This is a genomic window from Synechococcus sp. MU1611 (genome assembly GCF_020514255.1).
Classification (GTDB): domain Bacteria; phylum Cyanobacteriota; class Cyanobacteriia; order PCC-6307; family Cyanobiaceae; genus Parasynechococcus.
This window is the reverse complement of the sequence record NZ_VTLC01000006.1, coordinates 26,788-38,989: the sequence shown is the minus strand read 5'-3', so window position 1 is coordinate 38,989 and position 12,202 is coordinate 26,788. Positions and strand designations below refer to the sequence as shown.

The following is a 12,202-nucleotide window of genomic DNA, read 5'->3' as shown; positions in this document are numbered from 1 at the left end:
CCGTGCTCGGGGCACGGTGAAGTCAAGATGAGACTAAGGGGACTGGAGGCGATGGATCGATTGCAGCAGCTGATCTTCTCCTTCTACCGGGAAGATCCTGAACTGCAGGACAGGCTGGAGCCGCTGCGGAGCTGTCGCATGCGTCGCAGCTGGGGCAGCATCCGCATCGAGTGCGTTGACGATGCTCACCTCGAGGAGCTGAGTGGTTTGGTCGTCTATTTGCGGTTGCCTCTGGCCGCTCTGGGTTTGGGGCGCCAGATCGTTTTGCGTGTGCCCGGATCTCGTCAGCGGGCTTATCCCATGCACGTGCCCTTTCACACCGATCAGCTGGCTTGAGACGGTCACCAATTAGTGTGTGACTGTTTGCCTTAAAAGCCTGTGCTTTCGGCCGGAGTTGACTCCAAAGATCTCGCCAAGCGTGGCGAAAGCTTGATCCGTCAATCAAGCAACCGTTATCTGACGACCGTACGGATTGCTTTCCGGGCCAAACAGCGGCGATTCGACGACTTCGATGGCTTGCTGGAGGAGTCCAGTGTCAAGCCGGTTCAGCGAGCCATTGTGGAATTGAGTGACGAGCAGGACCAGCCCGACTTGCTGCCTGGTTGATCGGCTGGGTGTGATTCAGCAGGAGGGAGCCGGTTGGCGTGTGTCTCGGGATCCCTCCCGGGGTCACTACTGCGTTCTTGTTGGAGGAGAACGCTGGGCTTTTGAGTTGACCGAGTCGGAGTGGCGAGATCTGGTGGATCTTGTGATGACCCTGGAGCAGCAGCACCGGGGCCTGGTTGACCAGCTGATGCCTGAGGAAGCGATTGAGCTGGAGCTTGATCGCGGCGTCTGGTGGGGATGCTTGAGCGGTGATCGCAATCAATGGGACTTGCGCATCCTGCTCACACCGCTGGAGGGCCGTGCTGCCGAAGGGGAATGGACGGCCCCCGCGGCGGCGGCCGCGGTGGCTGCGATGAGAACTCTGTGGGACTCGCAGCATTGATTGGCGTGGCTAATCATTTTCGAGTCATTGATTTCCCCCGCCTTTTGTCGCGAGCTCTGCACAGTTTTTCCACAGGCGATGAGCTGTAAGCGCCGTTATGGAGGACTGCTGTGGAAATCCTCCGGTTTTTGTTGTTTTCGCTTGACGTTGGTGACGGGGTGCTTAGGTCTGGCCTCTCTGGTGCACTGGCCAGTGCAGGAGTGGCTTCCAGCAAGGAATCTCATGTGGAGATGCGTGAGAATGGCTCCATGTTGGCTCCCCTTGACGGTGAAGCTTTGGTGTGGAGAACTGGTGTTCGTTTCGAAAAACAAAAAAGATGCCGGAAGGCCTTGAGCAAGCTTCCACGGCTGAGAGCAGTGTTGTGAGTTTCCAATCGGAAGTGCCGCAACCCCTTCAGCAGGCCATGACCCAATTCATCGAGGGTCATCCGAATTGGGATCAATACCGTTTGGTTCAGGCGGCGCTGGCCGGTTTCCTGGTTCAGAACGGCACGCCTTCGCGGGAGATCACCCGGGTTTACGTCGGAAACATGTTCCGTCGGGAGTCGTTGCTGAATGGGGTTTGAGGTCGGCAGCAGGCCATTAGCACCAGGGCGCTGAAGGGGAGGCTGAGCAGCAGCCCCAGGGTCGCTCCGATCAGCCCCAGCAGATTGATCCCCAGCAGCATCCCAAGTAGCGCTAGCACCTTGAGGCCATTGCGGTGTACCAGCTGGCGGCTGTGGTCCATCGCTTGTAGAGCTCGGCAGCGCTCGTACACCAGCAGGGGGAAGGCCAAGGTTTGGCTAAACAGCCAACTCATCAGAACCAGCCCCCCCAGCACCACGCTGAGTCCGGCCAGGGCGGTGCTCCAGCGTCCGAGCATCCAGCTCAGCGACTGAATCAGTCCGAGCCCCCCCAGCACGAGAAGCATCTCAAACAGCACCAGGCTGAAAGCTTGATGCAGAAGCTGCCGCCAGGTTTGGTCGGGCCGGTCGTCGCGTCGATCAGGGAGCAGGCCATCCGTCAGCCGCAGCAGGGCCAAGAGGGGCAACAGGGGAAGCACCAGGCTGGTCAGCACCGATAGATCCCCCAGTCGGTTTAGCCACGGGGAGCCTGCTAGACGCAGGTCGTGGCCGACCACCGCCGGGCCACTGGCGCTGATCAGGACCAGTGCAGCCAGGCCCACGCAACGCCAAGGCCCGCGGCTGAAGCCGATCCAAGCCCGGGGCAACAGGGTGACCAGTGGGATCTCAGTGGAGCTGGCCAAGCCGCGAGAGGAGGTCGTGGGCAGTGTCAGCCGGAACAGGAAGGATCGAAAGCCTGTTCCCGCGTTTGATCACGGGCAACTGCTGTTCGCTGTAGATCTCCCGCAGCTGGTCGAGACTGAGTAGAGCATCAAACTCGCCGAGAAATCGCAGGCGAGCACAGTCCCAGCGGGGCTTCTCGGTGGTTGATTTGGGGTCGTAATACTTGGCCGCCGGATCAAACTGGGTGGGGTCCACCAAGCCGGTTTCCATAACCTCCATCAGCCCGATGATCCCGGGAGGTTTGCAATTCGAGTGGTAGAAGAACGCCTGGTCGCCAGCCTCCATGCTGCGCATGAAATTGCGGGCCTGGTAATTCCTAATGCCGTCCCAAAGCGTGGTGCCTTCACGACGAAGATCTTCGATCCCGTAAGCGTCGGGTTCGCTTTTCATCAACCAGAAGGCCACGTCAACAGGCTTGTTTGAGGTCATCATCGGACCGCCTGGCCCGGATGCATCCCATTGCGTTCGTTTTGTCTCAGGCGGCGTCCAAGAAGGGGTGAATCAGAGAGCGGAAGTGCTCGCCTCGCGCTTCGAAATCCCGGTATTGATCAAAACTGGCGCAGGCCGGTGACAGCAGGAGCGCCGAGGCATGCTTCCGCTGCACGGCCGCCGCTGCCACGTTCACAGCACTTTCGAGATCGGGGCACTGAAGCAGTTCGCCTGGATAACCCGCGGCTTTGGCCAGGCTGGCCAGTTCGTCAGCCCCCGCTCCGAACAGGATCAGGCTGCAGGCCCTGGTGTTGAGTGCCTGCAGCCATCCTCTGGCATCGCCACGTTTGGTCTGTCCTCCGGCAAGCACCACTACCGGTCCCTGCATCGCTCGTAATCCCACCTCAGCCGCGTCGTAGTTGGTGGCCTTGCTGTCGTTGAACACGGTGGCTCCTGACAGGGTTCCGAGTTGCTCGAGGCGATGCGGGACGCCCGGAAACGTGCTGAGGGCGTCTGCGATCTGTTGGGGGGGGAGGCCGACCGCTAATGCAGCAGCTGTGACCAGCAGAAGGTTCTGACGGTTGTGGCTGCCTGGCATCGCCAGGACATCAGCAGAAAACAGCGTGGTGACGGTGTTTCGCACCAAGCCCTCGGCATCAATCCAGAGATCGGCTGGCTGGCCATCCGGACTAGCCCCTTCACTGCTGACCCAGGTGCCGCGCTGCCAACTGCTTCGCTGTTGGCGTAGGTCCGGATCATCGGCATTGAAAAGGGCGCAGTCCGAGCGTTCGAGTAGCCCACGCTTGATGGCCCTGTAGGCCTCAAGGCTGCCGTGGCGCTCGAGATGGTCTGGGGTCAGCGTTGTCCAGATGCCGATCTTGGGGGCAATGGCGGGTGCTGCTTCAATCTGGTAGCTGCTCAGCTCCATCACGAGCCAATCCGGCCGTGGCGAGGCGCCTGCCGCGATCTGACAAGCCAGTTCAGCCGCTGAGAGCCCCATATTTCCGCCCATGGGAGCCTTCAGGCCGGAGCTCTCCAACACATGACTGAGCAGGTGCGTGACCGTGGTCTTGCCGTTGGTTCCGGTGATGCCGATCCAGGGGATCTGGCGGAGGGCATCCCAGGCCAGGTCCATCTCGCCACGCACCTGGATGCCCTCGGATCGCAGTTGGATCAGAGTTGGATGATCCCAGGGAATGCCTGGTCCGATCACCACTGCTTCTAGGCCTTCGCGCCAGGGTTGGAAGCTCTCTGGGGTGAGGGGCTGCCCTAAGACCACCTGAATGCCCTCTTGATCCAGCTCAGCCGCGATGTGCTGGAGGGCATCGTTGTCGCCGCGTTCAAAAACAACGACATCGCAATCCTGCTGTTTGAGCAGACGCGCAGCACCCAAACCTGAGCGACCCAAGCCAACGACAATCGTGCGTGTCATCGCAAGGTCTGAAGTTCGAAAACGCAGTCCCGATCAGGGAAGTGGGCGATACTGGATTTGAACCAGTGACTCCTACAATGTCAATGTAGTGCTCTACCCCTGAGCTAATCGCCCGCCAATAGATCGAATTGGAATCTTGTGATTCCTTCGATCGAGGCTGAACAGTAGCAGCCGGAGGGGAGGCTCAATTCAACTGCGGCGCAGTTCAACCCGCCAACGCTCACGTTTTGTGAGTGTTAGGGAGAGCACCTCAACAGAACCGCGGTCCTGCAGTTGCAGTCGGTCCCCAACCACCAGTTCACGGCTCGCTTGCCGCACGTTCCCCCAGTTGAGGCGCAGACGTCCAGCTTTGACGTGGGTCACGATCTTGGCCCGGGACAGGCCAAATCCTGCTGACGCAATCGCATCTAGGCGACAGGACGCCTCCACGGTTTGCAGGGTGCGGACGCTGCGTTGCACGGGAGGCTGTAGCTGTTCCAAGGGACGCGATTCACAGCGGATCTCCACGTCGCGGACGGCACCCACGCGTCCATGAAGGGCTTCCGCCGCGCTAGGGGTGCAGATCCCTTGCCCGCCGCGATCGCCCCGCACCCAGAGATCACCAAGGCTGGTCTCGTCGATGCCCATCGCCTGCAACGCCTCGCGCAGGTCGTCGGGGGAGAGGGGGTCGAAGAGGAAGTTGCCTTCGATCAGCAGACCTTGAACGGGTGCTGCCGAGTCGGGGGTGTCATCGCGCCGGTGGCAGAGCAGCAGTTGGCGCTCGGCCCCTGGATAGCCACCGTCACTCATCCAGGTCAATTCACTCAGGCTGCCCAGCCGAGCAAGGGTTTCCTCCCGGAGTGGTGCACTGAGGAAGGGGCTCCAGGCCGGTTGCCAGGTGCGCAGAACCTGCTCCGCCAGATCGATCAGCACCGTCAGTCCTTTGGGGTCCTGGGCTCCCGCTAGTAGATCCTCTCGGGGCAACATCACAGGTCGTCGAGGCGTACCACCTGTTGCGGGCGCGATCGTTGAATCACCTGCCAGGGCGCCTCGATGCCATTGGGGGTTTCCAGGAGCACCAGCCAGCATCCTTCGTCGCGGCGGTTGCGAAGAATTCGCACCCCAGCATCGTTGTCCGAATCGACGCTGGCGGCCGCGGCGTAGCTCCCCATCAGGCCGGAGCCCATGCCGAGCAGGCCGCTGATCAGGGTTTCAGCCCAGGGGGCAAAGCTGGCGAAGGTGGAGAGGTTGGTGATTTTGGTAAAGGTGACCCCAGCAAGAAAGCCGAAGGGCATCAGCCAGCGGGCCATGCCGCGCTGCCGCTGCTGACGGGTCAGGTTGGGGTTCAGCAGAGCAACTTTGTCGATGGCATCCCCATCAGGCGGGATCGTCAAACACTTCAGCAGCGGCAGATCGGTGTCGCGGAGCCGCTGGGTCAGACCTTCTGCCGATGGGGCATCGGCCATCACCATCACACAGACGGGCATGGGGCATTCAGATCCAATGCGCTGAATTCTGAACCCTGTGCTTCGAACCGGAGGGGGTGGTGGATGTTGATCTCTACAGTTTGGCGCGGCAGTTCTGCGCCTTTCGATGACGAAAGTTCTTGTCTCTGATCCGATCGACCAGGCCGGGATCGACATCCTTGGCCATGTGGCGCAGGTGGATCAGCGCACCGGTCTCTCCGAGGACGAGCTGATCGGCATCATCGGTGAGTACGACGGTTTGATGATCCGTTCCGGCACCCAGGTGACTGCAGCGGTGATCGCCGCTGCGAGTCGACTCAAAATCATTGGCCGCGCGGGCGTCGGTGTCGACAACGTGGATGTTCCTGCTGCAACCCAGCGGGGTGTGCTGGTGGTGAACTCCCCGGAGGGCAACACCATCGCTGCAGCGGAGCATGCTCTGGCCATGATGCTGACGCTCTCGCGTCATATCCCCCAAGCCCATTCCGGCATGCGGGCCGGCAAATGGGACCGCAAGAAGTACGTCGGCAACGAGCTATACAAGAAAACGCTCGGCGTCGTCGGTCTCGGCAAGATCGGCTCCCACGTCGCCCGGGTCGCCCAGGCCATGGGGATGGAGGTGATCGCCTACGACCCGTTTATCGCGGCTGACCGTGCCCAGCAGATGCAGGTCAAGCTCTCTGAGCTCGATGAGCTGTTCCGCACAGCCGATTACGTCACCCTGCACATCCCCCGCACCAAGGACACCGAGAACCTGGTGAATGCGGAGCTGCTGCGCACGATGAAACCCACGGCACGCATCGTTAATTGTGCTCGCGGTGGTGTTGTGGATGAGGCAGCGATCGCCGAAGCCATCAACAACGGTGTGATCGCCGGGGCTGGCCTGGATGTGTATGCCAGTGAGCCTCTCGCGGAAGACTCCCCTCTGCGGGCGGTTGTGCGTGGGCTCGTGCTGACCCCCCACCTCGGCGCTTCGACGGAGGAGGCCCAGGAGAATGTGGCGATTGACGTGGCGGAGCAGATCCGTGATGTGCTGCTGGGTCTGCCGGCCCGTAGTGCCGTCAACATCCCTGGCCTCAGCGCTGAGATCATGGAGCGCCTCAAGCCCCATCTGCAGCTCGCAGAGACCGTTGGTCTGCTCGTCAGTCAGCTGGCCGGTGGCCATGTGAAGGAGATGGAACTGCGGCTTCAGGGTGAATTCGCCAGCCATCCGTCTCAGCCTCTGGTGATCGCGGCTCTGAAGGGACTGCTCAGTGCGGGGCTGGGCGACAGCATCAACTTCGTGAATGCCTCCCTGGAGGCCAAAGCTCGCGGTATTCAGGTGCTGGAGGTGAAGGATGAGAGCAGCCGCGACTTCGCCGGTGGCTCGCTACAGATCACCACGCGCGGGGATCAGGGCAGCCGCAGTGTCACTGGAGCCGTCTTCGCCGATGGCGATCTACGCATCACCAGCATTGATGCCTTCCCGGTCAATGTGACGCCGAGCAGCCACATGCTGTTCACCCGACACCGGGACATGCCCGGAATCATTGGTCATCTGGGGTCCCTGCTGGGTGAACACAACGTCAACATCGCCTCGATGCAGGTGGGTCGCAAGATCGTGCGAGGGGACGCGGTGATGGTGCTCAGCATCGATGATCCGATCCCTGCCGACCTGCTGCAGACGATCACGGCGATCGAGGGCATCCAGGAAGCTCACCCGGTCACGCTCTGATGTGGTGGCGTCTGACACTGCCGTGCCCTCCAGAAATGGAGGAATCGCTGGTGTGGAAGCTGACGGATCTCGGGCTGCATCGCCATGCGGTGCAGCATGCGCCGGAAACGCCTGATCGCAAGACGCTGCTGGTCTGGTTGCCGCAGCCAGAGTGGCCGGAGCCCCAGCGTCGTGAGCTGATCGCCAGCCTGCAGCCGCTGGCAGAGCCCTTTGGTCTCAGCCTGCCCGAAGGACGCTGGGACGATGTGGCCGACGAGGATTGGAGCCTCAGCTGGAAACAGCACTGGCAGGCGGATCCTGTCGGCATGGGGCTGCTGATCCTGCCGGCCTGGCTGGAGATTCCGCCGGAGCATGCGGACCGCCTGGTGATCCGCATGGATCCGGGCAGTGCCTTTGGCACTGGAAGCCACCCCACCACTCGGCTCTGCCTGGAAGCGTTGGAGCAGTCGCCTCCCGTGGGGGGGCTGGTGGCCGACCTGGGCTGCGGCAGTGGTGTGTTGGGGCTTGCTGCACTGGGATTGGGAGCGGAGGCAGTGGTGGCCGCCGACACCGATTCCCTGGCTGTGCGTGCCACAGCCGCCAACCGTGGCCTGAACGACCGATCGGAGGCTGAGCTTGAGGTGGCCCTCGGATCCGTGGAGCGACTGAAGGAGCTGCTTGAGCCCCGCCGCGCTGATCTGCTGCTCTGCAACATCCTGGCCCCGGTGATCGAAGCCCTGTCGCCTGGCTTCGAGGGGCTGCTTCAGCCGGATGGTCGTGCTCTGCTCAGCGGGCTCCTGGTGGATCAAGCACCACGCCTGAAGGACGTTCTTGGGGCGTTGGGCTGGGTGGTCACCAAGGAAGCGGAACAAGGCCGCTGGGGGCTCCTGGAAATCCGTCGCCAGCAGCCGTAGCCCCATAAGCCACGCTTATCGGAGTGGGGTCTCCGATTGGACCTCCTCCCTAGTCAGCCAGGAATCGTTTGGTTAGGCACCTAATTGAAGTAAAAAAGTGCTGTCCTGCAGGACCGGATTTTCCGGAGCCCTGTACGCATTCACTAAGTCATGGCTTCCTACAAGGTCACCCTGGTCTCCGAGAGCGAAGGTCTCAACAAGACCATCGAAGTGCCCGACGACCAGTACATTCTCGACGCTGCTGAAGAGCAGGGCATCGACCTCCCCTACTCCTGCCGTGCGGGCGCTTGCTCCACTTGCGCCGGCAAAATCACCGCTGGCACCGTCGACCAGTCCGACCAGAGCTTCCTGGACGATGACCAGATCGAAGCTGGTTTCGTGCTGACCTGCGTCGCCTACCCCACCTCCGACTGCACCATCAAGACCCACGCCGAAGAAGAGCTCTATTGAGCTTCTGTCCTTCAACAGGACGTGTCTTCAACCACCCCTTCGGGGGTGGTTTTTTTTGGTCTGGTCGCCTTCCATGCAAGTCCCTTGCCTTCATCTGCCGTGAGCCGCCCCGAAGTTGACGATCTTCTGGAGCCCGGCAGTGTCCACACCAGCCCTGGCGGTCAGTACAGCTTCCGTGTTATTGGCCCCTGTTGCCGATTGTTTGATCGTGAAGAGCTGCCATGGCCCTGCTGTCGCCTCGCTTGGCGCAGCAAGGAGCCGAGTTGGCGGCGGATCGGACGAAGGTTTGTGCCAGACCTGGCTGCCCGGCGTTGCCCGTCCTATGCGGTGGAACTTCTACAGCCGGGGGGTCGGCCTACGCCCACGGTGCTGACCCTGTTCTCTGTGCGCTTCACCCGAGATCTGCAGGAGTGGTGGTACAGCCGCTACCCCAAATCCATGGCTCCGGACTGTGTAAGTCCCCAACAAAAAACCCCGACGACCTGAGGGCGCCGGGGACGAGCAAAATTTCGATCGGGATCGATCAGAAGTAGATCTTGCCGCCGCCCCAGGCAGTTCCCTGAACTTTGGGTGACACAAGGATGTAACCGGCCATCAGGCGCAGATCCTCATCATCAAGGTCACGCATGGCGGGGTAGAGCTCGGCGTCGCGCATGCTGGGGTGCACGTCGGCAATGCTGTATTCGCCGTCGTAAGAGGTCGGGTCCTTCATGTAGTCGACCAGGGCCTCGACGTTGTCGCGGGCCGGGGTGGCCAGGGCAAGAGTTTCCGGATCCAAGCCCACGTTGTGGTTGGTCTTGGTGATGCCGCCAGCGTGGCAGGTTCCGCAGCTGGTGTTGAACACCTTGCGGCCAGCATCGATTTCCCGATCGCTGAAGGTCACCTCTGAACCGGAAGGGTTGGCTGGAACCGTCAGGGTCTCAGCGTCCCACTGGGCCGCCTGAGCCGGCGAGATGACGGCAAGGCCGAACAGCACCGGGATGAGGACCAGAAGGCCCTTCAGGGACCGTCGCAAGGAAGAGAACACAGAGGCCATGAAGGTTGGGGGGGCGTGACGCATTCACCGCACCCAGCTCTTGTATCACGGGGAAGTGACCCTCTGAGGCCGGATCACAAACTGTTGCAGCGTGGTTTGACGTCAATGCTGAGAAAGTCCTTGGCCAGCAGCGTGTTGGGAAAGATCGCCTTGGCCTCGTCCAGCAGGTTTTGGGGGGTCACAGGATTGCCTGGTGCATAACGCGGGCTGAGGTGGGTCAGCACCAGTTGCCCTACCCCTGCTTCAGCGGCCGTTTGGGCTGCCATCGTGCTGGTGGAGTGCTGTTTCTGGAAGGCCATCTCCGCCTCTCCATGGGCAAAGGTGGATTCATGGATCAAGAGGTCCGCGCCCTGGGCAAGCTCCACGGCGGCATCGCAGAACACGGTGTCGGTGCAATAAACAACGCTTACTCCCGGTCGTTCCTCACCGCAAAGGCTGGTGCCGTCGATGGTGCGACCGTCCTCCAACTTCACCGTTTCGCCCCGCTTCAGCCTGGCGTAGACGGGGCCGGGCGGGATGTTGAGCTCCCGTGCTTTCTGAATATCGAACCGACCGGCCAGGGGCTTCTGTTCAATGCGATAGGCGTAGGCCGGCACGCGGTGGGTGAGTGGGGTGCAGCGCACGGTGAAGTCGTCGTCCTCGAACAGCAGCGAGCCCTGCTCTGCCGCTGACCTCACCCGATGCACCTCCAGGGGATAGCCGATGCGGGTGGAGCTGGTTCTCAGCACACCGTTGAGGTAACTCTCGAGCGGGTCCGGTCCGTAGAGATCCACTCCCGCTGGGCTGCTGCCGGCAAGCCCGAGGCTCGCCAGGAGCCCCGGCAGGCCGAAAATATGGTCGCCGTGCATGTGGGTGATGAATACCCTGCGCAGCTGGGACAGGCGCAAATCACTGCGTAAAAACTGATGCTGCGTTCCTTCCCCACAGTCGAAAAGCCACATCTCCGAGCGCTGCGGCAAGCGCAGGGCCACTGCTGAGACGTTGCGGGCCCGGGTGGGCACCCCAGAACTCGTACCGAGAAAAGTGACCTGCAAGGCCGGTGCGCCTCAGGACTCATGCTGCCATCTGGCTGAACTGAGGATCAGGCGGCACACTGGGACGCCTGTTGATCCCCAGCGTGCGCCGCGCCTCCGTTGTCGTCGGGCTGGTGCTCGTCGCTGTGATCGCTCCAGCTCCCGCGGCGCTGGCCCGTGGCCGGGAGCCACAGATGCGCGTACTGCTCCTGGAGAACACCCAGCTCAGCCTGCGCTCCGATGGTGCACAGCCGTTGCGGGTGCAGGGCCTCCCTGGCGGCGAGCGACGGCCCCAGCGGCTGCAACTCAGCCTGCAGGGCACGCGCCTGAGTGCCAATGTTGATGGTCGTTCGATGGCGCTGCGGCCCAGCACCCTGCTGACGGTGCAGAACGACGACCCACGGGGCATCTGGCTGGGATCCCGTCGGTACCGCGGTGTGCTGCGCATCAGCGGACGGGGCGGGCGCTTACGCGTGGTCAACAGCCTGGGCATCGAGACCTATCTCGCCAGCGTTGTGGGTAGCGAAATGCCCCATCGCTGGCCCTTGGCTGCGCTGCAGGCCCAGGCGGTGGCGGCCCGGACCTATGCGCTGAAACAACGAAGCCGTGGTGGGGCCTGGGATGTGAAGGCGACGGTCGCGAGTCAGGTGTACCGCGGTGTGGAGTCCGAAACTCCGAGCACCAGGCAGGCGGTTGCCAGTACCCGTGCGCTGGTGCTTGTTCATGGGGGGCGCTTGATCGATGCTGTGTTCCACAGCAGCTCCGGAGGGGTGACCGAGGCGAGCGGGATGGTCTGGCGCCGACAGCACCCATATCTGGTCAGCGTTCCAGACCACGACCAGCACAGTCCGGTGCACCGCTGGAAGCAATGGTTTGATCCGTCCGGTTTGCGCCAGCGGTTGCCGGAGACCGGCGGACTCCAGGCCGTTGAAGTGCTCAGCCGGTCCGGCAGTGGTCGTGTGCGCCAGGCCCGGTTACGTGGTCCACGCGGATCGTTGGTGCTCAGCGGGGGTGAGCTGCGCAAACGGTTGGGTCTCAAAAGCACCCTGGTGAGCTTCGAGATGGTGACGGGGGGGCAGCGCCCACCTGCGGCTTTCCCGGTGCGGAGTGGGACCACACAGGCCAGTAGTGGATCCCGCATCGATCGGATCACAGCGGCGGTGGCCCGGCAGGGGCCAGGACGCCCACCACTGTTGGTGGCACCTCCGCCGGTGCTGGTCAGCAAAGCCTCAGTTGGTCGTTGGTCCGGTAGCGGCCTACAGCTGCTGGTGAAGGGCCAGGGCTATGGCCATGGTGTTGGCATGAGCCAGTGGGGGGCCCATGGTCTGGCGGAGCAGGGGGCCGACTTCCGCGCGATCCTCCAGCACTACTACCGCGGTGCTGAGGTCGTTCCCTACCGACCGCACTTCGACCCATCGCTGGCGCTGAAGCCCCCGACGAAGCCACTCTGGAGGGAAGCTCAGGTTTCGCCTTTTGGCCCGGTTTCCCTGTCATTTGCAGCGCCACTCCAATGACAT

Annotated in this window: 16 protein-coding genes and 1 tRNA gene; 9 read left to right on the top strand and 8 right to left on the bottom strand. The window is 62.3% G+C overall.

Annotated elements, in window-relative coordinates; all coding sequences use genetic code 11:
- The first annotated feature begins 51 nt into the window (after positions 1-51).
- The 4 genes from FZZ92_RS11385 to FZZ92_RS11370 all read left to right on the top strand — a co-directional run bounded on the left by FZZ92_RS11385 (position 52) and on the right by FZZ92_RS11370 (position 1,553).
- Positions 52-336 carry a hypothetical protein gene (locus tag FZZ92_RS11385; RefSeq protein WP_115022373.1) on the top strand — a complete coding sequence of 95 codons (285 nt, stop codon included), beginning with the start codon at positions 52-54 and terminating at the stop codon, positions 334-336.
- Between the two features lie 42 nt (positions 337-378).
- Entirely contained in the window at positions 379-606 is a 228-nt protein-coding gene (locus FZZ92_RS11380; protein WP_025362489.1) for a DNA-directed RNA polymerase subunit omega, read from the top strand.
- A 10-nt stretch (positions 607-616) separates the two neighbouring features.
- The gene (locus FZZ92_RS11375) at positions 617-988 is read left to right on the top strand and encodes a DUF1818 family protein (RefSeq protein WP_226397987.1); all 372 of its coding nucleotides are present in this window, start codon (positions 617-619) and stop codon (positions 986-988) included.
- Positions 989-1,304: 316 nt separating this feature from the next.
- Positions 1,305-1,553 carry a DUF2811 domain-containing protein gene (locus FZZ92_RS11370; protein ID WP_115093179.1) on the top strand — a complete coding sequence of 83 codons (249 nt, stop codon included), beginning with the start codon at positions 1,305-1,307 and terminating at the stop codon, positions 1,551-1,553.
- Here FZZ92_RS11370 and FZZ92_RS11365 read toward each other — a convergent pair.
- The 6 genes from FZZ92_RS11365 to FZZ92_RS11340 all read right to left on the bottom strand — a co-directional run bounded on the left by FZZ92_RS11365 (position 1,505) and on the right by FZZ92_RS11340 (position 5,600).
- Positions 1,505-2,233 (bottom strand): hypothetical protein, encoded by a 729-nt coding sequence (locus FZZ92_RS11365; RefSeq protein ID WP_226423253.1) that lies wholly within the window; start codon positions 2,231-2,233, stop codon positions 1,505-1,507. The genes FZZ92_RS11370 and FZZ92_RS11365 overlap by 49 nt on opposite strands.
- Entirely contained in the window at positions 2,217-2,702 is a 486-nt protein-coding gene (locus tag FZZ92_RS11360) for an EVE domain-containing protein (protein ID WP_166017840.1), read from the bottom strand. The genes FZZ92_RS11365 and FZZ92_RS11360 overlap by 17 nt, the downstream gene beginning before the upstream one ends.
- A gap of 46 nt (positions 2,703-2,748) precedes the next feature.
- The gene (gene murD / locus FZZ92_RS11355) at positions 2,749-4,134 is read right to left on the bottom strand and encodes a UDP-N-acetylmuramoyl-L-alanine--D-glutamate ligase (protein ID WP_226397989.1); all 1,386 of its coding nucleotides are present in this window, start codon (positions 4,132-4,134) and stop codon (positions 2,749-2,751) included.
- Between the two features lie 42 nt (positions 4,135-4,176).
- Positions 4,177-4,248, bottom strand: a tRNA-Val gene (locus FZZ92_RS11350).
- A 75-nt stretch (positions 4,249-4,323) separates the two neighbouring features.
- Positions 4,324-5,100 (bottom strand): photosystem II S4 domain protein, encoded by a 777-nt coding sequence (locus tag FZZ92_RS11345; protein WP_226397990.1) that lies wholly within the window; start codon positions 5,098-5,100, stop codon positions 4,324-4,326.
- Entirely contained in the window at positions 5,100-5,600 is a 501-nt protein-coding gene (locus FZZ92_RS11340) for a hypothetical protein (RefSeq protein ID WP_226397991.1), read from the bottom strand. The genes FZZ92_RS11345 and FZZ92_RS11340 overlap by 1 nt, the downstream gene beginning before the upstream one ends.
- A gap of 106 nt (positions 5,601-5,706) precedes the next feature.
- Between FZZ92_RS11340 and serA the strand changes: the two genes are divergently transcribed.
- From serA to FZZ92_RS11320, 4 genes are all read left to right on the top strand, one after another.
- On the top strand, positions 5,707-7,293 hold the full coding sequence (gene serA, locus FZZ92_RS11335) for a phosphoglycerate dehydrogenase (RefSeq protein ID WP_226423252.1): 1,587 nt from the start codon (positions 5,707-5,709) through the stop codon (positions 7,291-7,293).
- Positions 7,293-8,186 (top strand): 50S ribosomal protein L11 methyltransferase, encoded by an 894-nt coding sequence (prmA, locus tag FZZ92_RS11330; RefSeq protein WP_226397992.1) that lies wholly within the window; start codon positions 7,293-7,295, stop codon positions 8,184-8,186. The genes serA and prmA overlap by 1 nt, the downstream gene beginning before the upstream one ends.
- 150 nt (positions 8,187-8,336) lie before the next feature.
- Positions 8,337-8,636: a ferredoxin gene (locus FZZ92_RS11325; RefSeq protein WP_006043345.1), complete on the top strand. Its 300-nt coding sequence runs from the start codon at positions 8,337-8,339 to the stop codon at positions 8,634-8,636.
- A gap of 99 nt (positions 8,637-8,735) precedes the next feature.
- Positions 8,736-9,122, top strand: coding sequence for a hypothetical protein (locus FZZ92_RS11320; protein WP_226397993.1), 387 nt, complete (start codon positions 8,736-8,738; stop codon positions 9,120-9,122).
- 37 nt (positions 9,123-9,159) lie between these two features.
- Here the strand turns inward: FZZ92_RS11320 and psbV are convergent, their stop codons facing one another.
- Both psbV and rnz read right to left on the bottom strand, forming a co-directional pair.
- Complete coding sequence (gene psbV / locus FZZ92_RS11315) at positions 9,160-9,672, bottom strand: photosystem II cytochrome c-550 (RefSeq protein WP_115022620.1); 513 nt, start codon at positions 9,670-9,672, stop codon at positions 9,160-9,162.
- Between the two features lie 74 nt (positions 9,673-9,746).
- Positions 9,747-10,706: a ribonuclease Z gene (gene rnz, locus FZZ92_RS11310; protein WP_226397994.1), complete on the bottom strand. Its 960-nt coding sequence runs from the start codon at positions 10,704-10,706 to the stop codon at positions 9,747-9,749.
- 59 nt (positions 10,707-10,765) lie between these two features.
- Here rnz and FZZ92_RS11305 point away from each other — a divergent pair, with 59 nt between their 5' ends.
- A complete protein-coding gene (locus tag FZZ92_RS11305) occupies positions 10,766-12,199 on the top strand; it encodes a SpoIID/LytB domain-containing protein (RefSeq protein ID WP_350223187.1) in 1,434 nt (477 codons plus the stop codon).
- Positions 12,200-12,202: the final 3 nt, after the last annotated feature.